The 24886-nt window shown below is 71.6% G+C and carries 23 protein-coding genes; 4 read left to right on the top strand and 19 right to left on the bottom strand.

The annotated features are described in order from the left end of the window. Window positions 1–23: 23 nt before the first annotated feature. The 7 genes from IEY73_RS12730 to IEY73_RS12700 form a co-directional block, all read right to left on the bottom strand. Window positions 24–1568, bottom strand: coding sequence for a S1 family peptidase (locus tag IEY73_RS12730; protein WP_189079372.1), 1545 nt, complete (start codon window positions 1566–1568; stop codon window positions 24–26). A 78-nt stretch (window positions 1569–1646) separates the two neighbouring features. After that, window positions 1647–3335: a ribonuclease J gene (locus tag IEY73_RS12725; RefSeq protein WP_189079371.1), complete on the bottom strand. Its 1689-nt coding sequence runs from the start codon at window positions 3333–3335 to the stop codon at window positions 1647–1649. Between the two features lie 13 nt (window positions 3336–3348). Further along, window positions 3349–4242 (bottom strand): 4-hydroxy-tetrahydrodipicolinate synthase, encoded by an 894-nt coding sequence (gene dapA / locus IEY73_RS12720; protein WP_189079370.1) that lies wholly within the window; start codon window positions 4240–4242, stop codon window positions 3349–3351. A 19-nt stretch (window positions 4243–4261) separates the two neighbouring features. Further along, entirely contained in the window at window positions 4262–4744 is a 483-nt protein-coding gene (locus IEY73_RS12715; protein WP_229715784.1) for a dihydrofolate reductase, read from the bottom strand. Beyond that, window positions 4741–5547, bottom strand: a complete 807-nt coding sequence (locus IEY73_RS12710) for a thymidylate synthase (RefSeq protein ID WP_189079369.1) — start codon at window positions 5545–5547, stop codon at window positions 4741–4743. The genes IEY73_RS12715 and IEY73_RS12710 overlap by 4 nt, the downstream gene beginning before the upstream one ends. A 10-nt stretch (window positions 5548–5557) precedes the next feature. After that, window positions 5558–6064 (bottom strand): DUF2752 domain-containing protein, encoded by a 507-nt coding sequence (locus IEY73_RS12705; RefSeq protein WP_189079368.1) that lies wholly within the window; start codon window positions 6062–6064, stop codon window positions 5558–5560. Between the two features lie 5 nt (window positions 6065–6069). Then, complete coding sequence (locus IEY73_RS12700; RefSeq protein ID WP_189079367.1) at window positions 6070–7302, bottom strand: winged helix-turn-helix domain-containing protein; 1233 nt, start codon at window positions 7300–7302, stop codon at window positions 6070–6072. A 73-nt stretch (window positions 7303–7375) separates the two neighbouring features. Here IEY73_RS12700 and IEY73_RS12695 point away from each other — a divergent pair, with 73 nt between their 5' ends. Together IEY73_RS12695 and IEY73_RS12690 are read left to right on the top strand one after the other, a co-directional pair. Further along, window positions 7376–7897, top strand: coding sequence for a GNAT family N-acetyltransferase (locus IEY73_RS12695; protein WP_189079366.1), 522 nt, complete (start codon window positions 7376–7378; stop codon window positions 7895–7897). Window positions 7898–7922: 25 nt separating this feature from the next. Further along, window positions 7923–8489, top strand: coding sequence for a GNAT family N-acetyltransferase (locus IEY73_RS12690; RefSeq protein WP_189079365.1), 567 nt, complete (start codon window positions 7923–7925; stop codon window positions 8487–8489). Window positions 8490–9056: 567 nt separating this feature from the next. Here IEY73_RS12690 and dapB read toward each other — a convergent pair. The 6 genes from dapB to IEY73_RS12660 all read right to left on the bottom strand — a co-directional run bounded on the left by dapB (window position 9057) and on the right by IEY73_RS12660 (window position 16003). Further along, entirely contained in the window at window positions 9057–9815 is a 759-nt protein-coding gene (gene dapB, locus IEY73_RS12685; protein WP_189079364.1) for a 4-hydroxy-tetrahydrodipicolinate reductase, read from the bottom strand. A 9-nt stretch (window positions 9816–9824) separates the two neighbouring features. Then, window positions 9825–10715: a phosphatase PAP2 family protein gene (locus IEY73_RS12680; RefSeq protein WP_229715791.1), complete on the bottom strand. Its 891-nt coding sequence runs from the start codon at window positions 10713–10715 to the stop codon at window positions 9825–9827. Window positions 10716–10798: 83 nt separating this feature from the next. Continuing rightward, the gene (locus tag IEY73_RS12675) at window positions 10799–12142 is read right to left on the bottom strand and encodes a M16 family metallopeptidase (RefSeq protein WP_189079362.1); all 1344 of its coding nucleotides are present in this window, start codon (window positions 12140–12142) and stop codon (window positions 10799–10801) included. A gap of 8 nt (window positions 12143–12150) precedes the next feature. Continuing rightward, complete coding sequence (locus IEY73_RS12670) at window positions 12151–14460, bottom strand: polyribonucleotide nucleotidyltransferase (protein WP_189079361.1); 2310 nt, start codon at window positions 14458–14460, stop codon at window positions 12151–12153. A gap of 209 nt (window positions 14461–14669) precedes the next feature. Further along, the gene (gene rpsO / locus IEY73_RS12665; RefSeq protein WP_189079360.1) at window positions 14670–14939 is read right to left on the bottom strand and encodes a 30S ribosomal protein S15; all 270 of its coding nucleotides are present in this window, start codon (window positions 14937–14939) and stop codon (window positions 14670–14672) included. Between the two features lie 131 nt (window positions 14940–15070). Then, complete coding sequence (locus IEY73_RS12660) at window positions 15071–16003, bottom strand: bifunctional riboflavin kinase/FAD synthetase (RefSeq protein ID WP_189079359.1); 933 nt, start codon at window positions 16001–16003, stop codon at window positions 15071–15073. 102 nt (window positions 16004–16105) lie between these two features. On the opposite strand from IEY73_RS12660, the gene IEY73_RS12655 reads away from it, so the two are divergent. Then, window positions 16106–18739 carry a hybrid sensor histidine kinase/response regulator gene (locus tag IEY73_RS12655; RefSeq protein ID WP_189079358.1) on the top strand — a complete coding sequence of 878 codons (2634 nt, stop codon included), beginning with the start codon at window positions 16106–16108 and terminating at the stop codon, window positions 18737–18739. Further along, window positions 18736–19137: a response regulator gene (locus tag IEY73_RS12650; protein WP_189079357.1), complete on the top strand. Its 402-nt coding sequence runs from the start codon at window positions 18736–18738 to the stop codon at window positions 19135–19137. The genes IEY73_RS12655 and IEY73_RS12650 overlap by 4 nt, the downstream gene beginning before the upstream one ends. A 7-nt stretch (window positions 19138–19144) precedes the next feature. Here the strand turns inward: IEY73_RS12650 and truB are convergent, their stop codons facing one another. The 6 genes from truB to IEY73_RS12620 all read right to left on the bottom strand — a co-directional run bounded on the left by truB (window position 19145) and on the right by IEY73_RS12620 (window position 24794). Next, entirely contained in the window at window positions 19145–20068 is a 924-nt protein-coding gene (truB, locus tag IEY73_RS12645; RefSeq protein WP_373292781.1) for a tRNA pseudouridine(55) synthase TruB, read from the bottom strand. Continuing rightward, window positions 20023–21324 carry an MATE family efflux transporter gene (locus IEY73_RS12640; protein ID WP_189079413.1) on the bottom strand — a complete coding sequence of 434 codons (1302 nt, stop codon included), beginning with the start codon at window positions 21322–21324 and terminating at the stop codon, window positions 20023–20025. The genes truB and IEY73_RS12640 overlap by 46 nt, the downstream gene beginning before the upstream one ends. 510 nt (window positions 21325–21834) lie before the next feature. After that, window positions 21835–22872, bottom strand: coding sequence for a DHH family phosphoesterase (locus IEY73_RS12635; protein WP_189079355.1), 1038 nt, complete (start codon window positions 22870–22872; stop codon window positions 21835–21837). Beyond that, window positions 22869–23339 (bottom strand): 30S ribosome-binding factor RbfA, encoded by a 471-nt coding sequence (gene rbfA, locus IEY73_RS12630; RefSeq protein ID WP_189079354.1) that lies wholly within the window; start codon window positions 23337–23339, stop codon window positions 22869–22871. Before rbfA ends, IEY73_RS12635 begins: the two co-directional genes overlap by 4 nt. A gap of 93 nt (window positions 23340–23432) precedes the next feature. After that, window positions 23433–23729 (bottom strand): DUF503 family protein, encoded by a 297-nt coding sequence (locus tag IEY73_RS12625; RefSeq protein ID WP_189079353.1) that lies wholly within the window; start codon window positions 23727–23729, stop codon window positions 23433–23435. Between the two features lie 33 nt (window positions 23730–23762). Next, entirely contained in the window at window positions 23763–24794 is a 1032-nt protein-coding gene (locus IEY73_RS12620; RefSeq protein ID WP_189079352.1) for a TRM11 family SAM-dependent methyltransferase, read from the bottom strand. Window positions 24795–24886 lie beyond the last annotated feature (92 nt).

Here is a 24886-nt window from a genome sequence, read left to right as displayed (position 1 = left end):
CAGCACGTCTTCGGTGCGGCGGGCTACGGCGTGGCGAAGCCCAGGGTGTAGTTGCCGGAACCGCTGGAGGCCAGCACCACGTACCGGTACGTGCCGGCGCGGCCGTCGAAGGTCAGCTCCTTGTCCCCGTCACCGGTGGCCCGGGCCACGGTCTGGAATCCGCGGCCGGTGAAGCGCTGCAGGAACAGATCGAAGTCGGCGCCGTCCGGCGCGTCCAGGCAGGCGGTCTGCGCTCCGGCTCCGGAGCGGAAGGCGCCACCGTCGGGCTGCGCCTGGGCGGTGCGCGAACGCAGCGCGCCCTGCCGCTGCACGGGCAGTGCGGTGCAGTCCGAGGCGGCCGGCGGTTCGCTGCCGGATCCCTCGTCGCCGCCGGAACCGCCGGAACCGTCGTCGCCGCCGGCGGTCACCAGGGTCAGGTCGTTGGTCGCGAGGATCTCGTTGATCGGCTGGAAGAACGTCTCGCCGCCGTTCGTGCAGTCGCCGGAGCCACCCGAGGTGACACCCTGCGCCTGGTCACCGGACAGCCACGGGCCGCCGGAGTCGCCGCCCTCGGCGCACACGTCGGTGCGGGTCAGGCCGGTCACTGCACCCTCCGGGTACCGCACCGTCTGGTTCTTGGCCAGGATCGTGCCGCAGAACGTGCCGGTGGTGGAACCGGAACGGCACACCGCCGCGCCGACCGGCGCCTCGGTGCTGCCCGCCACCGGGAGTTCGTTGCCGCGGAAGTCGTTGACCACCGGTTGGGGCGTCCAGTCGCCGTTCACCTGGACGAAGCCCATGTCGGCGTCGCCGGGGAAGACGGAGGCTTCGACGGTCCCCTGCGCCTGCTGGTTGAATCCGCTGGTCTGGTCGCCGGGCTCGCCGCAGTGACCGGCGGTGACGAACCCGGTGGTCACCGCGAACCCGATCGAGCATCGTGCGGTGCCGCCGGCCAGCGCGATGAAGTACGGGTCCGCGCCGCGCACGTCGAACAGCGGCTTCGGCTGCGCCTTGCTGATCTGCACCCGGAGGGCGTCGCCCGGCACGCCGGCGTCGGCGGCGAACGTCCGCGCCGCCTCGGTCTCACCGGGCTGTGCCACCACGACCACCTTGTTGGTGCTCACGTCGACGTACCAGCCGGTGAGGTCGGCCGGTGCGGAACGGGCCGCGTCCAGCTTCTGCTTCGCCGAATCCAGCGCCTGCTCGCTGCGCTCCACCAGCACCGGCACGGCACCGGCCGCGCGTACGCGAGAGCGGGCGTCCGCGTCGGTGACGGCGATCTTGAGCGTCATGCCGTCGTCGGCCAGCCACGCACCGCCGAAGGTGCTGCCGGTGGTGGCGGCGAGCGTGGACGACACCCGGCTCGCCCAGGCGGAACGGGCCAGCCGGGCGCGCGCCTGGTCGGCGTCCACGCCCAAGTCCCGCTTCATCGCCGCGAGCAGTTGCGGTGCCACGTCGCCACGGTCCGCGCGCGGGGCCGCGTTCTCGCCCGGCGTGGTGGTGCCGGCCATCGACGGCACGGTGAAGGCGACCGCTGCCGCGACTCCCGTCGCCACCACCGCCGCCACGGCGATGCGTCTGCGCTGCATACTCCGTACTCCCCTCGAAACGGCGCGCCGTGGGGGCGGCGCGCGTGCCCGGGAATACGGTTCAGAGCCGGAAAAGGTTCACACTTCGACAACGGTGGGCACGATCATCGGCCGGCGTCGGTAGGCGTCGTTCACCCACCGGCCGACCGTACGGCGAACCACCTGCTGAAGTTGGTGCGGGTCGGTGACCCCGTCCTCGGCCGAGCGGTGCAGCGCCGCGGTCAGCAACGGAATCACCGGGCTGAACGCCTCCGGATCCTCGGAGAAGCCCTTGGCGGACACGCTGGGCTCGCCGACCACCTTGCCGGTCACCGAGTCGATCACCACGGTGGCCGAGATGAAGCCGCCGTCGCCCAAGATCCGGCGCTCGGTGAGCAGCGACTCGCTGACGTCGCCCACGGCCAGCCCGTCCACATAGACGTACCGGCTCTTCACCCGGCCGACGTGCCGGGCGTGCCCCTCGACGAGATCGACCACGTCGCCGTCCTCGCACAGCACCACCCGGTCCGGCGCAACCCCGGACTCGATGCCCAACTGGGCGTGTGCGCGCAGGTGCCGCCACTCGCCGTGCACCGGCAACAGGTTGCTGGGGCGGGTCACGTTCAGCAGGTAGAGCAGCTCACCGGCCGGGGCGTGCCCGGAGACATGCACCTTGGCGGTGTCCTTGTGCACCACCGTCGCGCCGGCCCTGGCCAGTTGGTTGATCACCCGGTAGACCGACGTCTCGTTGCCCGGTACCAGCGAGCTGGCCAGCACCACGGTGTCGCCGGGAGCGATGGTGATGTGCCGGTGATCGCCCGTCGACATCCGGCCCAGGGCGCTCATCGGCTCGCCCTGGGACCCGGTGGACATGAACACGATCTCGTCCGGCGGCATGGAGGTCGCCTCGTCCAGGCTGACCACCAGTCCCTCCGGGATGCGCAACAGGCCCAGATCGCGGGCGATGCCCATGTTGCGGACCATGGACCGGCCGATCAACGCGACCTTCCGGTCGTACTCGTAGGCGGCATCCATGACCTGTTGAACGCGGTGCACGTGGGAGGCGAAGCTGGCCACGATGATCCGGCCGCGCGCCTTGCCGAAGATCGAGCCGATCACCGGGCCGATGTCCCGCTCCGGGGTGACGAAACCGGGGATCTCCGCGTTGGTGGAGTCGGACAGCAGCAGGTCGACGCCCTCCGCGCCGAGCCGCGCGAAGCCCGCGAGGTCGGTGATCCGGCCGTCCAACGGAACCTGGTCCATCTTGAAATCGCCGGTGTGCAGCACCAAGCCGGCCGGGGTGCGGATGGCCACCGCCAACGCGTCCGGGATGGAGTGGTTCACCGCGAAGAACTCGCACTCGAACGGTCCGAGCTGCTCCCGCTGGCCCTCGCGGACGGTCAGCGTGTACGGGTCGAGCCGCCGCTCGGCCAGCTTGGCCTCGACCAGCGCCAGGGTGAACTCGGAACCCACCAGGGGGATGTCCGGCTTGTGCGCGAGCAGGTACGGCACCGCGCCGATGTGATCCTCGTGCCCGTGGGTCAGAACGATGGCCTGGACGTCGTCGAGCCGGTCCAGGATCGCGCCGAAGTCCGGCAGGATCAGATCCACGCCCGGCTGCTCGACGTCGGGGAAGAGCACGCCGCAGTCGACGACCAGCAGCTTCCCGTCGAACTCGAACACGGTCATGTTCCGGCCGATCGCCCCGAGCCCGCCGAGCGGTATGACGCGCAGGGCGCCCTCCGGCAGCGGCGGCGGCGGATCCAGTTCCACGTGCGCTTGACTCATTACCGTCTTTCTGTCAGAGGGTGATGCCCGCAGCGGCGGCGTCCGCCCGCAGCCGGTCCAGCTCCTCGCCGGTGGCGTCGACCAGGGGCGACCGCACCGCGCCGGCGGGCATCCCCATGGCGTTCAGGGCCGCCTTGACCAAGATCGTGCCGGCGGTGCGGAAGATGCCGGTGAACAGCGGCAGCAGCCGGCGGTGCAGCTCCAGCGCGGCGGCATGGTCGCCCCGCTCCCAGGCCAGGATCATTTCCTTGGTGGCCGCCCCGCACAGGTGCGTCGACGTGCCGACCACGCCGACGGCACCCAGCGACAGCCACGGCAGGGTGCCGGCGTCCTCGCCGGAGTAGTACGCGAGGTCGGTGCGCCGCAGCACGTCGGACGTGCCGGCGATGTCGCCCTTGGCATCCTTGACCGCGACGATGCGGGGATGCTCGGCCACCCGCACCATCGTCTCGGTGGCGATCGCCACCCCGGCCCGGTGCGGGATGTCGTACACCATGATCGGCAGGCCGGTGGCGTCGGCAACCGTGCTGAAGTGACGGATCAGGCCGGCCTGCGGCGGCTTGTTGTAATACGGCGTGACCACGAGCAGGCCGTGCGCGCCCGCCTTCTCGGCGGCGTGCGCCAGCTCCAGGGTGTGCGCGGTGTCGTTGGTGCCGACACCGGCCACGATCATGGCACGGTCGCCCACCGCCTCGCCGACGGCGCGGATCAGCGTCTCCTTCTCCGCGTCCGTGGTGGTCGGCGACTCACCCCCGGTGCCGCTCAGCACCAGGGCGTCGTTGCCCTGCTGGTCGACCAGGTGCGCGGCGAGTTTCTGCGCACCGTCGACGTCGAGCGAGCCGTCACGCCGGAACGGGGTCACCATCGCCGTCAGCAGCCGGCCGAACGGCCGCGGGTCCTGCGTCATACCGACAACCTATCGGACGTCAACGGGGCACGCGGATGTGCTCCACCACGCGGAAGCGCACCCCGGTGTCCGAGGTCTGCCATGCGTCGGGCGCGGCGGACCACTCCTCGCCGAGCGCCGGAGCGTACGCGTCGCCGTCCACCGCAAGATCGATCTCGGTGCGGACGACATGCGTCGCGTACGGCAGGAACGCGGCGTAGACCACCTCGCCGCCGATCACCCACAGGTCGTCGTGGGCCGCCAGCACCTGCGGCACCGACGACGCGGCCTCGGCGCCCGTCGCCGCCCAGCCCGGCCGACGGGTCAGCACCACGTTGCGCCGACCCGGCAACGGCCGCACCCGGTCCGGCAGCGATTCCCACGTGGGACGGCCCATCACCACCGTCGAACCCATCGTGCGCTGCTTGAACATGGCCTGCTCGCCGGGAATCCGCCAGGGGATGCCACCGGCAGCGCCGATCACGCCGCCCCGCGCCTCGGCCCAGATCATCCGTACGGTCACACGGCCACCGGGGCGCGCAGGGCCGGATGGTGCCGGTAGTCCAGCACGCTGAAGTGGTCATAGGTGTAGTCGAACAGCGACTCCGCCGGCGCGAGGTCGAGACGGGGGAACGCGTACGCCTCCCGGCCGAGCTGCTCGCGGACCTGGTCGACGTGGTTGGCGTAGATGTGGCAGTCGCCGCCGACCCAGATGAAGTCGCCCGGCTCCAGCCCGACCTGGGCAGCGATCATCCTCGTCAGCAGGGCGTAGCTGGCGATGTTGAACGGCACCCCGAGGAACAGGTCGGCGCTGCGCTGGTAGAGCTGGCAGGACAACCGCCCCTGCGACACGTAGAACTGGAACAGCGCGTGACACGGTTCCAGGGCCATCTCCGGCAGGTCGGCCACGTTCCACGCGGACACCACCATCCGCCGGGAGTCCGGGTTGGTGCGCAGCGTCTGCAGGAGGTTGGCGATCTGGTCGATGCTCCCGCCGTCCGGGGTGGGCCAGGCCCGCCACTGATGGCCGTAGACCGGTCCCAGGTCGCCGTTCGCGTCGGCCCACTCGTCCCAGATGGTCACGCCCTGCTCGCGCAGCCATCCGGTGTTGCTGTCGCCGCGCAGGAACCACAGCAGTTCCACGGCGACCGACTTGAAGTGCACCCGCTTGGTGGTGATCAACGGAAACGAGTCGGCCAGCGGGTAGCGCAGCCGCTCCCCGAACAGGCTCAGCGTGCCGGTGCCGGTCCGATCCGCCTTGGGCACGCCGGTCTCCAGCACCCGGCGCAGCAACTGTTCGTACTGTGTGTCGACGGCCGCGGCCACCTGTCACTCCTCAGACGTAGAACATCGTGAACGGCGCCCAGGGCAGGTTGCGCAGCACGCTCCAGACTCCCCAGACGGCGATGACCGTGCCCAGCACCCGCGGGCTCAGGGTGAGCTGGGGCAGGTTCCAGCCGAACATCCGCCGCCCGGCCCAGGCGACGTACATATACAGCAAAAAGGGCACCGCGAAGACGAAGAGGATGTGGTGTCGCGCGGCGGCCGGCACGTCACCGTGCAGCAGATACCACGCCGCGCGGGTGCCACCGCAGCCCGGGCAGTCGAACCCGGTGGTGTATTTCAGCAGGCAGGTCGGCGGGTCCCCGGCGTGTGCCTCGGTGGGGTGGGTGGCGAAGGTGTAACCGACGGCGCTCGCCATGCACGCCAGCATGGCGGCCGGGGCGACCCACAGCGGCGAGCCGTGCCAGAGGCGGTGGACGAGCCGGGACACCCGGTCCTGCTGGGGCGGCGGCGCCGGCCAGGACATCCGGACGTCGGGCTGCGGGGGCGCGCTCGTCATGGCCGTCACGGTACACCGGCGACGCGCCCGGCCAGCGCCGCCGCCAGCGGACCGGCCAGGTCACCGCGGTCCGGCGGGGCCACCGTGTGCAGGCCCAGCCACCCGGCAAGCCGCATCAGCTCGGCCGCCAGCGCCTCCGGCGTCTCCTCCGGGTCGGCACCCGGCTCGACCCATGCCGCGGGAATGCGCAGCACGCCGGCCTTGCGATCAGCCTTGAGATCGACCCGGGCCGCGAAGCGATCGCCGAGCAGGAACGGCAGCACGTAGTAGCCGTGCAGACGCTGCGCGGCCGGCACATAGATCTCGATCCGGTAGGCCAAGTCGAACAACCGCTCGGTGCGGGCACGCTCCCAGATGAGCGGGTCGAAGGGACTGACCAGGGTCGCGGCGCCAACCCGGCGGGGCAGCCTCGCCTCGTGGTGCAGGTAGGCCGGTGGTTTCCAGCCGCGCACCGTGACCGGGAGCAGCACCCGGTCCTCCACCAACTCGGCCACCGCCTGTTTGAACCCCGCCACCGGCAACCGGAAGTAGTCCCGCAGCTCCCCCTCCGCGGCCACCCCCAGGGCACGGGCGGACAGCGCGACGAGCGCCCGGATGGCGTCCTGCCGGGCGGGCGTGGGCGCGTCCAGCACCGCACCGGGAAGCACCCGCTCGGGCAGATCGTAGCGGCGGGCGAAGGACGTGGTCCGCTCCGCTGCGGTGACCTGACCGGTGTAGAACAGCCACTCCAGCGCCTGCTTGACCACCGACCAGTTCCACCCCCAGTGGTCCTTGGTGCGCGGCGCGTCGTGCTCGATCTGGGCCGCGGTGATCGGACCCCGCTCGCGCACCTCGTCCAGCACCCAGGCGACCAGGTCCGGCTGCTGCCGGGCGACGCGTGTCATGTTTCCCCACGCGTAGTCCATGGCGGCGCTCATCCGCCATCGGAACAGCGGCTGCAACTCCACATTGATCAGGGACGCCTCGTGTCCCCAAAACTCGAACAGCTCCCGCGGTCCGCGGTAGGCCGCCCGCTCCAGCAGGGCCGGGTCGTAAGGCCCGAGGCGGCTGTAGAGCGGCATGAAGTGTGCGCGCTGCAACACATTCACCGAATCCATCTGGATCAGGTGCAGCCGCCGCAGCACCCGGCGCAGGTGGCGCCGGTCCGCGGCGCCGCCGGGCGGCGGGTCGGTGAAGCCCTGCGAGGCCAGCGCGACGCGGCGGGCCTGGGCGACGGAGAGATGCTCGGGAGGTGCCATCGGGAGGGACGCTAGCCGAGGGGTCCGACAAAACCCGGCGACGCCGGTACGGGCACTGCGCCAGAATCCGGCCATGGTGGAAATCCGTCCGCTCACCGACGCCGACGTCGACGCGGTCGCGCAGGTGCACGTCCACGCTTGGCAGGTCGGGTACGCCGGAATCATCCCCGGGGACTATCTGGAGACGCTGGATCCGGTGCTGTTCGCCGAGCGCCGCCGGGAGACGATGGCGATGCCGGACGTGCAGACCCTCGTCGCCGCGAGCCACGGACAGATCATCGGATTCGGCGCCTTCGGCCCGTACCGCCTGCACGACCGCGCCGGGCTGGACCACCGGCACGGCGAGCTGTACGCCCTGTACGTCAGCCCGGACCGCTGGGGCTGCGGCGCCGGCCGGGCCCTGCTCGGCGCGGCCCACGCCGGGCTGAGCGCGGCGGGCTTCCCCGACCTGCGGCTCTGGGTGCTGGAGGCGAACGCGCGGGCCCGCCGGTTCTACCGCCGGGCGGGCCTGCGGCCGGACGGCGCACGCGATGTCTTCACGCCGCGGGCCAGCGCGGCCCGGCTGCCCGAGGTGCGGTACGCGACGAGGCTCTAGGAACGCCTCTGTAGGCTGGATGACCATGGCACTCGGTTACGTTCGTCCCGCACGTCCCGAGGACGCCGGCGAGATCGCCCGCATCCAACTGGCCACGTGGCGCACCGCGTACCGGCGCATGTTCCCGCCGCACGTGCTCACCAACCTCACCGAGGACTACCTGGCCCGGGGCTGGACCGAGGCGATCACCGAACCGCCGTCGCCGCGGCACCGGGTGCTCGTCGCGATCGAGCAGGCCGAGTCGGCGACCACCGCGGTGGGGTTCGCGGCGACCGGGCCGGCCGACGAGCAGGCGCTCGCACCGGAGGAGAAGCCGCTGCCGGATTCCGTCGCCTCGGTCACCGAGTTGCTGGTGGAGCCGAGGTGGGGACGACGCGGGCACGGCAGCCGACTCCTCGCGGCGGTCGTGGACATGTGGCGTGCGGACGGTTTCACGGGCGCGGTGGCCTGGGCTTACGACCAGGATCCGGCGATGAAGAAGTTCCTCGGCGCCACCGGATGGGAGCCGGACGGCGCGGCCCGCGCGCTGGACGTGGACGACATGCTGGTGCCGCAGGTGCGCCTGCACGTGGCGTTCCCCCCGGCGGACTGACGCCCCCGCCCCGGCCCCGCAGAGCCACGCCGCCACACCGCCGCCACACCGCCACACCGCCACACCGCCGCCACGCCGCCACGCCGCCACGCCGCCACACCGCCACACCGTCGATCTTGAGCTTTCGGTGCCCGTTTCAAACCGGCATAACCGACTTGCCAGACCAGGAAGTCCAAGATCGGCGGGGCCTCCCCACCCCCGCGGGATCGATCTTGGAGTTGCTGGTCGGACAAGTCGGGAATGCCATGCCTAGACGGGCACCGAAAGTTCAAGATCGCCCCCGCCCGGAACGCCCACCGACCCGACAGCAGCGTCACGAACCGGGGACGGGCGGGGCCGGGCCGGGACGGGACGGCCGGGCCGGGACGGCCGGGACGGCCGGGACGGCCGGGACGGCCGGGACGGCCGGGACGGCCGGGACGGGACGGGCGGGACGGGCGGGACGGGACGGGCGGGACGGGACGGCCGGGACGGCCGGGACGGGCGGGACGGGACGGGCGGGACGGGACGGGCGGGACGGGACGGGCGGGACGGGACGGGACGGGACGGGACGGGACTGTGTGCCGGTCAGTCGAGCAGGGCGTCCAGGCCGATCGTCAGGCCCGGCCGGCTCATGATGCTGCGCACCGCCAGCAGCACGCCCGGCATGAAGGACACCCGGTCCAGCGAGTCGTGCCGGATGGTCAGCGTCTCGCCCTCGGTGCCGAACAGCACCTCCTGATGCGCCACCAGGCCGGAGGCGCGCACCGCGTGCACCCGCACGCCGTCGATCTCCGCGCCGCGCGCGCCCGCCAGCGATTCCTTCGTGGCGTCCGGCATCGGGCCGCAGCCCGCAGCCGCCCGCGCCTCGGCGATCCGGCGCGCGGTGTGCGAGGCAGTGCCGCTCGGCGCGTCCAGCTTGCGCGGGTGGTGCTGCTCCACGATCTCGACCGACTCGAAGAACCGGGCGGCCCGCTCGGCGAACTGCATCATCAGCACCGCGCCGATGCCGAAATTGGGCGCTATCAGCACGCCCACGCCGGGCTTGTGGGACAGCCAGCCGCGCACCCGGTCCAGCCGCTGCTCGGTGAAGCCGGTGGTGCCGACCACCACGTTGATGCCCTGGTCCACCGCGTAGTGCAGGTTGTCCATCACCACGTCGGGGGTGGTGAAATCGACGAGCACCTGCGCACCGGCGTCCGAGGCGTTGAACAGCCAGTCGCCTTGGTCGACCATGGCCACCAGTTCGAGGTCTTCGGCGGCGTCGACGGCCTTGCACACCTCGAGGCCCATGCGGCCGCGGGCGCCGAGAACACCGACACGGATCGGTTCACGCTCGTCAGTCACGCCGTCAATCTAACGTACGCCCCGGCTGCGGGTAACCGGGTCACCCGAGCGCCACACCCGTTCGGTGACACCGACGAGAAAGAAAATCCCGGCCACGTACGCCCATCCCACCAACACGTCGATGACGTAGTGCTCGCCCGAGTAGACCAGGGTGAACGTCATGGCGGTCGGGTAGGCGAACAGCACCGGCCACCACCGGCGGCGCACCAGCGGCAGGAAGAAGGCCACGGCCATCATCGCGTACGCGGTGTGCAGCGACGGCATCGCGGCGACCGGGTTGGCGGCCTCGACCTGGAGGGCGTTCAGCGTGTTGCCGGCGCTGTGCAGGCCGATGGCGTTCCACCCGTTGGTGGAGATCCGCGCGACGTGGTCGGCCAGGTAGCCGTACTGCGCGGCCCACCAGGGCGGCGCGGCCGGGTAGAGGAAATAGGTGATCAGCCCGGCCACGCTGAGGCTTATCCAGCGGCGCATGAACCGGCCCCATTGCTCCCGCGAGCGCAGCCAGAGGATCACCGCGATGGTCGGTACGGCCAGGAAGTGCGAGACGTAGACCAGGGAGACCGCGACCTCCCACCACTGCACCTGCCCCGGGTGATAGAGGTGCTGCTGAAGCCAGACGGTGGGCACGTGGCCGCCGAACATCGCCCGGTCGGCGTCGATCATCGCGGTGACGTGCGGATCGAAGAGGTTGTCCGCGTACCCGCGGGAGATGTTGTAGGCCATCAGCAGCAGCGCGATCGGCATCCAGTCGCGCAGGAATCGCAGATGTTCGCGCCAGGGCAGCCAGTTGCGCCACGCGATGGTGGCCAGCCACAACCAGCCGAAGGCGATCAGCGGGTCGCTGGTCGGCACGCCGATCAGCGCGGTGCCGCCGGCGAACAGGACGGCCCAGACCGCCATGCCGATCACCCGCCGCCGACGGCGGACGGGCGCCGACGGCGTCGGATCGGTGTCGGGCTGCGTGCTGAGGATCGTCACGGCGGTCAGGCTAGCGAGCCCTCGCTCAGCGGCCCGACCACGGCCAGCGAGGCGGGACGGCCGAGCACCTCCCGCGCCACCTCGTTCACCTCGTCGAGGGTCACCCGATCGACGCGGGCCAGCAGCTCGTCGACGGTCATCAGGTCGCCGTACAGCATCTCCGACTTGGCCAGCCGACTCATCCGCGAGCCGGTGTCCTCCAGGCCCAGCACGTACGAGCCCTTGGCCATGCCCTTGCCCCGGGCGACCTCGTCGGCGGTGATGCCGTCGGCGGCGACCCGCGCGAGTTCGGCCCGGATCAGGTCGAGGACCTCCGCGGCCCGGCTCGGGGCGCAGCCGGCGTAGACGCCGAACGAGCCCGCGTCGGCATACTGGCTGCCGTAGGAGTAAACCGCGTAGGCGAGCCCGCGCCGTTCCCGGATCTCCTGGAAGAGGCGGCTCGACATGCCACCGCCGAGCACGTTGTTGAGCACGCCGAGGGCGAAGCGCCGGTCGTCGTGCCGGGCGATGCCCGATCCGCCGACCACCAGATGGGCCTGCTCGGTGTCGCGCTCACGCACCAGCGTCCGGGCCGGGCGGTTGCGCGGGCGACGAACGGCGTGCCGCAGTCCTTCGGGCTCGGCGCCCGGCGTGTCCAGCGCGGTGCCGGCCAGCGCCTTACGCACCAGGCGGACCACGCCCGCGTGGTCCAGGTTGCCGGCCACCGCGACGACGACGCGCGGCGCGATGTACCGACTGCGATAGAACCGGTTGATCTGGGCCCGGGTCATCACCGAAACGGTTTCCTCGGTGCCGGAGATGAGCCGCCCCAGCGGAGTGCCCGCACCGAAGATCGCCTCGGTGAACACGTCGTGCACCTCGTCGCCGGGCTCATCGTCGTGCATGGCGATCTCTTCCAGGATCACCCCGCGCTCGGTTTCCACGTCCGCGGGATCCAGGACCGAATCGGCCACCGCGTCGCACAACACGTCCACGGCGAGGGGCACATCAGCGTCCAGCACCCGCGCGTAGTAGCAGGTGTACTCCTTCGTGGTGAAGGCGTTGGTCTCGCCGCCGACCGCTTCGATCTCGGCCGAGATGTCCAGCGCGGTACGCCGGTGCGTGCCCTTGAAGAGCAGATGTTCCAGGAAGTGCGACGCGCCGGACATGGCCGCGCTCTCGTCCCGCGATCCGATGTTCACCCAGACGCCGACCGACGCGCTGCGTGTGGTGGGGATGGTCTCGGTGACCACCCGAAGTCCGCTGGGCAGCACCGTGCGCCGGACTCCCTCGGCCAGCGTGCGGGTCACGGCGGTCCGGGTGACGGCGCGGGCCGGCCTGGCGGCCGGCCCGCGGGTAACACCTGTCATAGCGACGATCAGCTGTCCCGGCCGCGGTCGCCTCCGCCGGAACGCTGACGCCGACGGCGCGGCTCACGGTCGCCGCCGCTGCGCTCCTCGCGCGGCGGGCGGTCGCCGCCCTCGGCCGCGGCGGGTGCCTCGGCGCCCTCCGGGCGAACCTTGTCCAGGTAGATCTTGCCGCGCTGGTCGATGTCGGCGATCTGCACCTCGATCTTGTCGCCGACGTTCAGGTAGTCCTCGACCTTCTCCACACGCTTGCCGTCGCCCACCTTGGAGATGTGCAGCAGGCCGTCGCGGCCGGGCAGCAGCGAGATGAACGCACCGAACGCGGCGGTCTTGACCACCGTGCCGAGGAACTTGTCGCCGACCTTGGGCAGCGTCGGGTTCGCGATGGCGTTGATCCGCTCCACCGCCGCCTCGGCGGCCGGCCCGTTGGTGGCGCCGACGTAGATGGTGCCGTCGTCCTCGATGGAGATGTCGGCACCGGTCTCGTCCTGGATCGCGTTGATCGTCTGGCCCTTCGGCCCGATCACCATGCCGATCTTGTCGACCGGGATCTTCACGGTGGTGACCCGCGGCGCGTAGTCGCTCATCGCGGCCGGGCTGCCGATGGCCTCCGCCATCACGCCGAGGATCGTGGCGCGGGCGTCGTGCGCCTGCTGCAGCGCCGCCGCCAGCACGTCCGACGGGATGCCGTCGAGCTTGGTGTCGAGCTGCAACGCGGTCACGAACTCGCTGGTGCCGGCGACCTTGAAGTCCATGTCGCCGAACGCGTCCTCGGCGCCCAGGATGTCGGTCAGGGCGACGTACTGCGTCTTGCCCTCGACCTCGTCCGAGATCAGACCCATGGCGATGCCGGCGACCGGAGCCTTCAGCGGCACACCGGCGGACAGCAGCGCCAGGGTGGACGCGCACACCGACCCCATGGAGGTGGAGCCGTTGGAGCCGAGCGCCTCGGAGACCTGGCGGATCGCGTACGGGAACTCCTCGCGCGACGGCAGAACGGGCACCAGTGCCCGCTCGGCCAGCGCGCCGTGGCCGATCTCGCGACGCTTCGGCGAGCCCACCCGACCGGTCTCGCCGGTCGAGTACGGCGGGAAGTTGTAGTTGTGCATGTAGCGCTTGGTCTTGTCCGGCGAGAGCGTGTCCAGCGCCTGCTCCATGCGCAGCATGTTCAGCGTGGTGACGCCCATGATCTGGGTCTCGCCGCGCTCGAACAGCGCCGAACCGTGCACCCGCGGCAGCACGCCGACCTGCGCGGTCAGCGGCCGGATGTCGCGCGGTCCGCGGCCGTCGATGCGCACCTGCTCGCGCAGCACCCGCTGGCGCACCTCGGACTTGGTGACCGACCGGAAGGCCGCGCTGATCTCCTTCTCCCGGCCCTCGAACTGCGGGTCGAGCAGCTCGTGGGCCTTCGCCTTGACCAGGTCGAGGGCTTCCTCGCGCTCCTGCTTGGCGGCGATCTTCAGCGCCTCCGCGGTCTCCGCGCGCACCGCGTCGCTGACCGCCTGCAGCACGTCGTCGGCGTGGTCGAGGAAGACCGGGAACTCGGTCACCGGCTTGGCGGCCACCTCGGCCAGTTCGCTCTGCGCGCGGCAGAGCTCGCGGATGGCCGGCTTCGCGGCTTCCAGTCCGCCGGCCACGATCTCCTCGGTGGGCGCGGCGGCGCCGCCGGCGATCAGCTTCACCGCGTTCGGCGTGGCCTCCGCCTCGACCATCATGATCGCGACGTCGCCGTCGTCCAGGACGCGCCCGGCGACCACCATGTCGAACGTGGCCCGCTCCAACTCCTCGATGGTCGGGAAGGCCACCCAGGTGCCGTCCACGTGCGCGATGCGGGTGGACCCGACCGGGCCGCTGAACGGCAGGCCGGACAGCTTGGTGGACATCGAGGCGCCGTTCATCGCCACCACGTCGTACGGGTGGGCCGGGTCCAGCGCCAGCACGGTCTCGACGACCTGCACCTCGTTACGCAGGCCCTTGGTGAAGGACGGGCGCAGCGGCCGGTCGATCAGGCGGCAGGTGAGGATGGCGTCCTCGCTGGGCCGGCCCTCGCGGCGGAAGAACGAGCCGGGGATGCGGCCCACCGCGTACATCCGCTCCTCGACGTCGACGGTCAGCGGGAAGAAGTCGAAGTGCTCCTTCGGCGCCTTGCTGGCCGTGGTCGCGGAGAGCACGGTGGTCTCGCCGAGCTGGACGATCACCGAGCCGGCGGCCTGCTTGGCCAGGCGGCCGGTGGAGAACGTCACCTCGCGGGTCCCGAAGGTGCCGTTGTCGATGACGGCGGTGCGGGATTCGGTGCCGAGAGCGGTGTTCTGCTCTGTCATGAAGTGTGGTGCTCCTTCGTCGAGGACCCGGCGGTCAACACATCGCGGTTCAGGTGAGCCGGTCTTCGATCGAAGTGCCCGAGCTGCGGGCCGGCGAGACGCCGGGGAGCTCGGGAACCACTACCGAGGACCGGTGCTGACGGCGTGAGCCGCGCGGGTCCGTTGGGTGTGTCACGGGGGAGCGACCGTGTGGCCACTCCCCCGTCAGGTCATCGGCGCAGGCCGAGCCGCTCGATGAGCGACCGGTAGCGGCGAACGTCCTTCTTCTGCACGTAGTTGAGCAGGCGACGACGACGGCCGACCAGCAGCAGCAGGCCGCGCCGGCTGTGGTGGTCGTGCTTGTGCACCTTGAGGTGCTCGGTCAGGTCGGCGATGCGCTTGGTCAGCATCGCAACCTGCACCTCGGGCGACCCGGTGTCGCCGTCCTTGCCCTTGTACTCGTCGATGATCTTGTTCTTGGTGTCCTGGTCGAGCGCCATGTTCTCCGTGATTCTGTGCGGCCGAGCGCGTCGGTCTGGTGATACCGGTGTCGTCCTCGCGGCCCGCGGCGTCGAGCAGGCAGGCGAGACCGGTGCTGAAATCTCAGCGTCGGTGCAACCCTACCAGCCGGTCATTGCAGCAGCGCGCGGGTCTGTTCCACGTCCTGCGCGATCTGGGCGATCAGCGGGTCGATGGAGTCGTACGAACGCTGCTCCCGCAGATGCGCGACGAAGTCCAGACCGAGCCGCTCACCGTACAGGTCACCGTCGAAATCCAGGGCGTACGCCTCCACCCGGCGTTCCCGGCCGGAGAAGGTGGGATTGGTCCCGATCGAGACGGCGGCCATCAGCGGCGCGCCGGAGTCGCCCCCGCGAATCAGCCGTGCGGCGTACACGCCGTCGGCCGGCACCGCCGCGTAACGGTGACACATCAGGTTGGCGGTCGGGTAGCCGATCTCCCGCCCCCGCCGGTCACCGCGCACCACGACGCCGGCCACCCGGTGCGACCGGCCGAGCGCCGCGGCTGCCGCGCGCACGTCGCCGGCATCCACACAGCTACGGATGTAGGTGGAGGAGAAGACCACGCCGTCGGCGGAGACCAGCGGCGCCTCCTCGACGGTGTATCCGAAGGAGCGGCCGAGCGCGGCAAGCATGGTGACGTCCCCGGCCGCCCGGTGCCCGAAGCGGAAGTTGTCCCCGACCACGACCACCGCCGCGTGCAGCGCCTCCACCAGGATGTCGTGCACGAACTCCTCCGGTCCGAGCCGGGAGAAGGCAGGCGTGAACGGCACCACGCATAGCGCGTCCACGCCGAGCTGCTCGATCAGCTCGGCCTTGCGGACCGGTTCGGTCAGCACCGCGGGGTGCGAGCCGGGCCGGACCACCTCGGAGGGATGCGGGTCGAAGGTCATCACCACCGACTGCAGGCCCATGTCCCGGGCGCGTTTCACGGAATGACCGATGATCGCCTGGTGGCCGCGGTGCACACCGTCGAAGACCCCGATGGTCACCACCGAGCGCCCCCACCCGCCGGGCACCGCCTCATGCCCCCGCCAGCGCTGCATGACACATCCTCTCGGAGCCCTCCCGGGCGCATCCTCGCGCGGCCCTCCGAGCACAGCGTATCGGCTGCACTTTGCGTCCAAAAGCGTACGATTAATGGCGATATGACGGTCAAATGGAGTGAGTTCATTCTCTTCGCGGCGGAGTTCACGTTCGCCGCGCTCTTCGTGCGCGCCCTGCTCGGCTACCTGCGCCGGCGTGACCCGCTGCAGCGGGACATCACGCTGGTCTTCGCCCCGTGCACGGTGCTGTTCGTGGTCGACCTGGCGGACGGTTTCACCGGTGACCGGCCCGCCTGGGCGGAGCTGACCGTCCGGTGCGCGCTGCTGGCCCAGCCGTACCTGACCATCCGGCTCGCCGCCCGCCTGCGGCACGTGCCTCTCTGGGCCCAGCTCGTCGCGATCGCGGCCTACCTGGTCGCCGCCGTCGCGGTGCTGGTCGCCGGGCTGCCGCTCCCCCAGCCGGTGCTCGTGCTGACCACGGCCGGCTTCCTCGCCGCCGAGGCGGTGGCGGCGGTCCTGCTCGTCGGCAAGGCGCGCACCCGGATCGGCGCCAACCGGGCGCGGCTCTACATCGCGGCCGGCTCGGCGATCGCGTTCGGCGGGTTCATCGTCCTGCTCAAGGTCGCCTCCCGCGCGGAGACCGGCGAGACGTGGGAAATGGCCAGCCGCCTGCTCGGCCTGCTGAGCGGAATCGGATACCTGATCGCGTTCGTGCCGCCGGTCTGGCTGCAGTGGACCTTCACCGCGTCGGCGGCCCAGTCGGTCACCGAACGGCTGCTCCGGGCGCCGGCCGATTCACCCGAACAGGTCTGGCAGACCTACGCGGAGATCATGCGCGTGCAGACCGGGGCGGACGCGGTGGCCGTGCTGATGCCACGCCCGGACGGCCTGCTCACCCCCACGGCGTACGCCGGACCACCGATCGACCAGCCGGAGGAGCTGACCTTCGCGGACCTGACCGCGCTGATCCGCGCCCGCCGGCCCACCCGGCTGCGTGAGGGCAGCCCGGCGCTGGTCGAGCACTACGGCGACGATCTGCGGGACGACTTCGTGACGGTGGTCAGCATGCCGGTGCCGCCGGACACCGAAGGTGCCGTGCTGCTGTTCAACCAGCATCGCACCCTGTTCAGCGACGACGATCTGCGCTTGCTGGTGGCCCTCGGCGGGCAGGCCGGGGTGCTGGCCGAGCGGCAGTCGATCCTCACCGCCCAGCGGCAGCTAGCTACCGAGCTGAGCGCCTCGGTGGAGGCGCTCACCCAGGCCAATCACGCCAAGAGCACCTTCCTGGCCAACATGAGCCACGAGTTGCGTACGCCGCTGAACGCGATCATCGGGTTCAGCGACCTGATGCGGCAGGAGGAACCGGACGGGGACCGGCGCCTGGTCCCGGCCGACTGGGTCGATCACATCCACAGCAGCGGCCGGCACCTGCTGGGGCTGATCAACGACATCCTGGACCTGGCCAAGGTGGAGGCCGGGCGGTTGGAGCTGCGTCTGGTCGCCCTGCGCGTGGACACCGCGATCGAGGAGCTGCTGCCCGGTCTGGAACCGCTGGTGGCGCGCAAGAACATCACCGTCTCGACCGAGCTGCCGCAGGCCAGCGCGCACGTGGATCCGGTGCGCTTCCGGCAGATCGCGGAGAACCTGCTGTCCAACGCCATCAAGTTCACGCCGGCGGGCGGCGCCATCGCGGTGACCGTACGCCCGTCCGCAGACATGGTGTCGCTGACCGTGACGGATACCGGCGTCGGCATCGCCCCGGAGGATCAGGAACGCGTCTTCGAGGAGTTCCAGCAGGTCGGTGACGACGAGGGACGCCAGGCTGGCACGGGTCTCGGCCTGGCGCTGACCAAACGGCTGGTGGAGGCGCACGGCGGCGACATCACGCTGGTCTCGCAACTGGGCCAGGGCTCGGCCTTCACGGTCCGGCTGCCCGCCGCGCGCCCGGCGCCGCCACCGGTGGAGGCGGCAACCGCCGATGATGAGGGCCCGTCCCCGCGCCGGGTGCTGCTCATCGAGGACGACGCGCAAGCCGCCGAGTTGCTGCGGACCCAGCTCGGCGCGGCCGGCTACCGGGTGGAGATCGCACCGGACGGCGAGACCGGTCTGGGCCGCGCCACGGCCAACCCGCCGGACGCCATCGTGCTCGACGTCACCCTGCCGGGCATCGACGGGTGGGAGGTGATCCGGCGGCTCAAGTCGGACCCCGGGCTGGTCGGCATTCCGGTCTTCTTCGTGACCATCGTCGACGAGCGGCAGGCCGGTCTCGCGCTGGGCGCGGCGGACTACTTCGTCAAGCCGGTCGACCAGGGCGACCTGCTCCGCGCGCTGGCCCGGTGCCTGGGCGACCACAAGCCCCCGCGCGTGCTGGTGGTGGACCCCGACGATGCGGTGCGCGCCGCCATCGAACGGGGCCTGCGCGCGGGCGGCGCCGACGTCGTGGCGTGCGCCTCCGGCGCGGACGGGATCGCGCTCAGCCGGAGCAACACCTTCGACCTGATCGTCTGCGACGTCCAGTCGCCGCAGGCCGACGGACTCGGGCTGCTGGCCGCCATCGAGCAGGACCCGGCGACCCGGCACATCCCGGTGCTCGGTCTCCACGCCGGCGACGGGCACGTGCCGGCTCCGCTCATCGCCACCGCGCTGGCCGGCGGCGTGATGGCCGAGGCGATGGTGCCGCCGGCCGCCGTGCCCGGCACAGCGCCGGAAACCGAACCCCGGAAGGACAATCTGTGAGCAAGATCCTCCTTGTCGAGGACGAAGACCTCAATCGCACCCTGGTCAAGGCCGTGCTGGCCCGCGCGCAGGTCGACGCCGTGCGGCGTGCGGAGGTGGTGGACGCCACCACCCTGAAATCGGCGCGCGAGCATCTGCTCGGTCAGGACATCGATCTGATCCTGCTGGACATGAACCTGCCGGACGGCAGCGGGCTCAGCCTGGCACGTGAACTGGTGGACCGGGGCGAGCCGCGGCCCGCCGTGGTGGCGGTGACCGCCAGCGTGCTGCCCCGGGACCGGTCGGCGGCGGTGGAGGCCGGCTGCGACGGGTTCCTCGACAAGCCGTACGCGGCCGCCGACCTCGTCGCCGTGGTGGCCGATCACCTGCCGGAGTGTCGCGAGGAACGCGCGGGCTAGCGGCGGTTCAGGAGGCGGCGAGCACGATCTCGGGGCGCGCTCGGCCGTCTCGTTCGCGCACGATGGCCAGCACGTCGCCGCCCGGGTCGAAGACCGCGTACGGCCCGTCGATGCCGGCCGGGGAAAGCGGTCCGCCGTGGCTGAGCACCCGGGCTTCCTCCGCCGAGGCGGTGCGTCCCGGGAAGGCGCGCTTCGCCGCCTCCGCCAGCGACAGACCCACCACGTCCGGCGCCCGGTCCGCCAGCTCGGCCAGGGTGGACGCATGGTCGAGGGTGAGATCACCGACGGCGGTGCGGCGCAGCGCGGTCAGATGCCCGCCGACACCGAGCGCGGCACCGGCGTCCCGGGCGATCGCGCGCACATAGGTCCCGGACGAGCACGTGACCTCGATGTCCACGTCCAGCGTGTGGTCCGCGGGCCGGACGTCCGTCACGACCAGTCGCTCGATGGTGATGCGGCGGGCCGGCAGGGCGACGTCCTCGCCGTCGCGGACCCGCTTGTAGGCCCGTCGACCGTCAATTTTGATCGCGCTGACTGCGCTGGGCACCTGGTCGATCTCGCCGACCTGGGCGAGCAGCGCGGACCGGGCCGCGTCCGCGCCGATCGCCGCGGTGGACGTCCGCCTGGTCACCTCGCCCTCGGCGTCGTCGGTGATCGTGCTCTCGCCAAGCCGGATCGTCGCGGTGTAGCTCTTGGTCGCCCCGATGACGTAGGTCAGCAGCCGGGTGGCCCGGTTCACGCCGAGGACCAGCACGCCGGTGGCCATCGGGTCCAGCGTGCCGCCATGCCCCACGCGCCGGGTCCGGGCCAGCCGCCGCACCCTCGCCACCACGTCGTGCGAGGTCATCCCCGCCGGCTTGTCCACCACGATCAGACCGTCCACCGTCACCGTGACACTGTACGGTCCCGGGTCGCGCCGAGCACCGCCCAGCGCGCGGTCCGCCACCGCCAGACCATCGCGACGAACCGGACCAAGGTGAACAGGCCCAGGCCCGCCCACACGCCGCCGAGTCCCAGGTCGAGGGCGTAGGCCAGCCAGATCGCGGGCAGGAAGGCGGCCAGCGCGGCGGCGAGCGTCACGTTGCGCATGTATCCCACGTCACCGGCGCCGATCAGCACGCCATCGAGGGCGTAGACCACGCCGGCGAACGGCAGCAGAGCGACGAACCACGGCCACACCACGGCCGCCTGCGCGTGCACGGCCGGATCAGCGGTGAACAGGGCCGGGATCACCGTGCCGCCGGCGCCCGCGACGACCGCGAACACCACCCCGGCCAGGCCACCGACGAGCGTGACGCGGGCCGCCACGAACCGGGCGGACGCACCGTCACCCGCCCCGAGGGCCGCACCGACCAGCGATTGGGCCGCGATGGCCACCGCATCCAGCACGAGCGCGCTGAAGAACCACAGTTGCAGGGCGATCTGGTGCGCGCCCACGGCGGGCACGCCGAACCGGGCGGCCACCGCGGTCGCCGACAGCCAGCACGCCTGGAAGGCGGCGCCGCGGATCAGCAGGTCCCGGCCGAGCACCAGTTGCCGGCCGATGATCGCCGGGTGTGGGCGCAGCGCGGGGGCCTGGCGGATCACGGCGAGCAGGAACAGCCCGCCGGACACGCTCTGCGCGACCACGTTGGCGACCGCCGAGCCGGTCAGGCCCCAGCCCGCGGCATAGACCAGGACCGGGCACAGGACGGCGGACAGCATGTTGGCGCCGAGCACGAAGAGCAGCGGCCGGCGGGTGTCCTGGACACCGCGCATCCAGCCGTTGCCCGCCGCGGCGAGCAGCAGACCGGGCGCGCCGCACGCGGCAATCCGAACCCACCCCGCCGCGGCATCCGCCGTCGCCGGGTCGGCGGCCAGCAGTCCGGTCAGCGGACGCGCGGCGATCTGCGCGACCACCACCAGCACGAGCCCGGTGGCGAACGCCAGCCACGACGCCTGCACGCCCTCGGCGACGGCGGCCGACCGGTCTCCGGCGCCGAAGCGACGAGCGGCCCGGCCGGTGGTGCCATAGGCCATCAGCGTGCCGAACCAGACGGCCATCGAGAGCAGCGTGCCGCCGACCGCGATGGCGGCCAGCGGCACCCGGCCGAGGTGCCCGACGACGGCGGTGTCGACCAGCACATAGAGCGGCTCGGCCGCGAGCACCACCAGGGCGGGCAGAGCCAGCGACGCGATGCGTCGCATGCCGCCGTCGTGACGGTGGGCGGCGGGCGAGTCGGAAGACGCGGCGGACAAGCTCACGAAACATCATGATGCTCATCCGCCGGTAATGAGTGCAAGGCTATGAGGTGCTTACCTCATGAGGCCTGCCGCACAACCTGCAGTCACCTCACTGGCGCGTGTCCAGCGAGGTCTGCAGGGCCCGGCGGGCCTGCTCGCGAGCCTCGTCCGGGGGCGGGGGCTTGGGCTTGGCAGCCATGATCGTGGTCCTTCCGCGTCAACGGGGCGCACGAGCGCCCGAGGATCGGTCGAGCGGCGGCATCGCGGACCGGTCCGGGATCGCCGGGCCTGGCGCGGGCGACGCACCCGGGTGGATGAACCCGGGTGGCTCGTGGATCACGCGGCCGGAGCTGTGGTCACGGCGGCGCAAACCGAATCACCGTTAAGTCAAACTATCGTTAAGTCCCGAGAGCTGCGACGGCTATCTCGCCATGCGAGACAAGGATGCAGGGGAGAGCGAGACGCCGTAATGCGTCAGAGAACGTGGTGATCGAGCTGTTCACGGACGGCCAGCACGACGTCCGTGGGCGTGCCGTGACCGGTGAATCCCGCCGCGAGCCGGTGTCCCCCGCCGCCCAGCGCGACCGCGACCCGGCTGACGTCGACCGCGCCCTTACTGCGCAGCGACACCGCCCATTCCCCGTCGCCGGACTGCTTGACCAGCACGGACACGTCGGCCTCGGCCACCGTGCGGACCGGGTCGATCAACGCGTCCATCACATGCGGCCGCTGGCCGTGCCGCCCCAGATCGTCGAGCGTCACATAGGTCCAGACCATGCCGTGCCCCGCGGCGGCGGCCGGATCCAGCGCCGCCCGGCCGAGCACCTCGCCGAAGAGCTTCATCGCGCCGAACGGCCGGGTGTCGAAAACCCGACGCGAGATGTCACCCGGCCGGATGCCGGTGGCGATCAACCGGGCCGCCATCTCATGCACCCGCGGCGTGGTCATCTCGAACTTGAACGAGCCGGTGTCGGTGGCCAACGCGACGTACAGGCACTCGGCGATCGCCTGATCCACCTCGACACCCAGACGGTCGAGCAGGTCCCCGGCCACCATCGCGGTGGCGGCCGCGCCGTCGTCGACCAGGTTGACCTGGGCGAAGCGGGTGTTCGAGGCGTGATGGTCGAGCGCCACCGTGGCCTCGGCCCGCTCCAGCCGGTCGGCCAGCGCGCCCAGCCGGGACGCGGCGGCGGCGTCGAAGGCCACCATCAGGTCGGGATCGGCGCAGGCCCGCTCCTGCGGCACCAGCAGATCGAGTCCGGGCATGCCGGCGAGCGGTTCCGGCACCTCGAACTCGCCCGGAAAGGTGGCCTGCACCTGCGCCGCGCCCAAGCGGCACAGACCGAGCCCGACGGCGAGCATGCTGCCCAGCGCATCGCCGTCGGGGTTCACGTGACAGACCAGCAGCACGCGGCCGGACGGGAGGAACCGGCGGATCGCGCCGACGGCGGCCGACCAATCGCCGTCCGCCACCGCGCCGGCCGCGCCGGACATCGCAGGAGCGTCGGTCACCCGCGGTCCTCGTGCGCGCCGACGGAGACGTCAGCGTCGTCATCCTCGTCGGACTCCGCAGTCTTGTACGGGTCCGGGTCGCCGGCGTACTGCTTGCCGGCCGCCAGGCGCTGCACCTCGGCGTCGCGGTGCCGGGCCGCGGCCAGCAGATCGTCGATCTCCTTGGCGTGGTCCTGCACGTTGTCCAGCACGAACGCGAGGCTCGGCGAGTGCCGCAGGCCGAGCGCGTGCCCGACGCGGCTGCGCAGCATGCCCTTGGCGCTCTCCAGCGCGGTGGCCGTGCCGCTCTGCTCGGCGGCGTCACCCAGCACGGTGTAATAGACGGTCGCCTCACGCAGGTCGCCCGTGATCCGGGCGTCCGTGATCGTCACCATGCCGAGCCGGGGATCCTTGATCTCCCGCACCAGCGAAGCCACCAGTTCGCGCACGCGCTCCGCGTGCCGACGAGTCTTGGCCGGGTCCGACATATCGCCACCTCCGACAACCGTGCCCGCGGGGAGAATCGTTCCCCGCCCAACTCCCGAAGCCTACCCAGGCCGTGTCCCGACGGAACGCGCCGCTCAGTCGTCGTCCTCGCCGTGCAGGCCGCGCCGCACGGACAGCAACTCGATCTCGGGCCGCGCCGCCATCTGCCGCTCGCAGGCGTCCACCACATCACGGGCGTGTGCCGCGTCCGCGGCCACCGCGGCGACACCCACCCGCGCCCGCCCGTAGCGGTCGAGAAAGCCCACCTCGGCCGCGCTGACCTCACACTTGCGCAGCATGGCGATGATCGGGCGGACATAGGAACGCTTCCTCTTCAAGGTGCGCGCGTCGTCCGGCAGCAGCAGGTCGAACACGGCGGTCGCGGTGAACATCGGCAGCAGGCTACCCGGGGAGCCCTCCGGCGGTCACGCCGGTTTCCGGGCCACCAGCACATCGCGTTCGATCGACTGATCGACCCGGTGGGACAGATCGTGGTACTCCACCGGTTCGAGTCCGCCGGCCCGCAGGATCTCCTCGGCGCGGGCACGCCCGGCCACCCGCGTGTTCCACGACAGCCCCAGCGCGCCGCCCCTGCGCAGCAGCCCCACCCAGACGGGAACGGCTCGTTCCAGCAACTCCACCGGCCTGCGGGAGAGGCCGCCGGCGGCATCGTGACTGCCGTGCGCCACGCCGTACGGCAAGTCGGCCACCAGGACGTCGGCGCAGTTGCCGCGCAGCAACCCGTCGAGCTGTGTGGTGTCCGCCTGCACCACGGTCAGCCGCTGCACGTCGCCGGCCTTCCGGTCGGCTCTGGATGCCGCGACGGTGACCTCCACCCGGCGGCCGACGCGCCGTCCGTGGCGACGAACCGGAACCAGGTCGGCGGTGTGCTTGAGGCGTTTGCGCTTCAGATAGGTCTGCAGGAACAGCTTGTACGCCTCCACGTCCTTGCCGTCGATTTCCACGCCGATGGCGTGGTAGCCGTACATCAGGGCCTGGTTGAGCGTGGTGCCGCGCCCGCAGAGCGGGTCGCAGACGGTGAGCCGGTCCGCGAGCATCCGCCCGGCCGACGCGGAGGCCAGCAGGGTGAGGTTGAGCAGCAACCGGGTGAACTGTTCGTTGGTCTTGCCGGCGTACTTCGCGATGGTGAGCAGATCGCTGTCGTAGCGCGCCAACGGGCTCAGCGGCACCGGCCGCAGCAGGCCGTCGTCGACCCGTTCGAACAGCGCGTACGCGGCGGACAGGTTGGACAGGTAAGCGACGTCCCGCTCGGTCAGCGCCGTGCCGGACTCGAACGCGAGGTAGCCGACGCCCCCGATGGTCTGCTCGTCGATGCCCTGGACGTCGGTGGAGAGCACCCGGGCGAACGCGGACAGCTCGGCGCGGGCCAGCCGTCCGGCCTGGTCGGCGTAGACACGGTTGGCGGACGGCGCAAGCAGCAAGGCGTACCGGGGCATGGCCGCCATCCTCGCAGCCCGCGCGGCCGGTGCGACGCACGGGCCGGACTCGCACGGCGGGCCACATCATGGGCGAAACGGCCGACGGCCCC

This window comes from Mangrovihabitans endophyticus, from assembly GCF_014646155.1.
Lineage (GTDB): Bacteria > Actinomycetota > Actinomycetes > Mycobacteriales > Micromonosporaceae > Actinoplanes > Actinoplanes endophyticus.
The sequence above is the reverse complement of the archived record's forward strand: the minus strand, read 5'-3'. Positions and strand labels throughout refer to the sequence as shown.

Excerpts from the sequence above, each read along its gene's own strand:
- IEY73_RS12730 (WP_189079372.1), bottom strand. The coding sequence starts at position 1,568 with ATGCAGCGCAGACGCATCGCCGTGGCGGCGGTGGTGGCGACGGGAGTC.
- IEY73_RS12725 (WP_189079371.1), bottom strand. The coding sequence starts at position 3,335 with ATGAGTCAAGCGCACGTGGAACTGGATCCGCCGCCGCCGCTGCCGGAG.
- dapA (WP_189079370.1), bottom strand. The coding sequence starts at position 4,242 with ATGACGCAGGACCCGCGGCCGTTCGGCCGGCTGCTGACGGCGATGGTG.
- IEY73_RS12705 (WP_189079368.1), bottom strand. The coding sequence starts at position 6,064 with ATGACGAGCGCGCCCCCGCAGCCCGACGTCCGGATGTCCTGGCCGGCG.
- IEY73_RS12700 (WP_189079367.1), bottom strand. The coding sequence starts at position 7,302 with ATGGCACCTCCCGAGCATCTCTCCGTCGCCCAGGCCCGCCGCGTCGCG.
- IEY73_RS12695 (WP_189079366.1), top strand. The coding sequence starts at position 7,376 with ATGGTGGAAATCCGTCCGCTCACCGACGCCGACGTCGACGCGGTCGCG.
- IEY73_RS12690 (WP_189079365.1), top strand. The coding sequence starts at position 7,923 with ATGGCACTCGGTTACGTTCGTCCCGCACGTCCCGAGGACGCCGGCGAG.
- IEY73_RS12680 (WP_229715791.1), bottom strand. The coding sequence starts at position 10,715 with ATGGCGGTCTGGGCCGTCCTGTTCGCCGGCGGCACCGCGCTGATCGGC.
- IEY73_RS12675 (WP_189079362.1), bottom strand. The coding sequence starts at position 12,142 with ATGACAGGTGTTACCCGCGGGCCGGCCGCCAGGCCGGCCCGCGCCGTC.
- IEY73_RS12670 (WP_189079361.1), bottom strand. The coding sequence starts at position 14,460 with ATGACAGAGCAGAACACCGCTCTCGGCACCGAATCCCGCACCGCCGTC.
- rpsO (WP_189079360.1), bottom strand. The coding sequence starts at position 14,939 with ATGGCGCTCGACCAGGACACCAAGAACAAGATCATCGACGAGTACAAG.
- IEY73_RS12660 (WP_189079359.1), bottom strand. The coding sequence starts at position 16,003 with ATGCAGCGCTGGCGGGGGCATGAGGCGGTGCCCGGCGGGTGGGGGCGC.
- IEY73_RS12655 (WP_189079358.1), top strand. The coding sequence starts at position 16,106 with ATGACGGTCAAATGGAGTGAGTTCATTCTCTTCGCGGCGGAGTTCACG.
- IEY73_RS12640 (WP_189079413.1), bottom strand. The coding sequence starts at position 21,324 with ATGCGACGCATCGCGTCGCTGGCTCTGCCCGCCCTGGTGGTGCTCGCG.
- rbfA (WP_189079354.1), bottom strand. The coding sequence starts at position 23,339 with ATGTCGGACCCGGCCAAGACTCGTCGGCACGCGGAGCGCGTGCGCGAA.
- IEY73_RS12625 (WP_189079353.1), bottom strand. The coding sequence starts at position 23,729 with ATGTTCACCGCGACCGCCGTGTTCGACCTGCTGCTGCCGGACGACGCG.
- IEY73_RS12620 (WP_189079352.1), bottom strand. The coding sequence starts at position 24,794 with ATGCCCCGGTACGCCTTGCTGCTTGCGCCGTCCGCCAACCGTGTCTAC.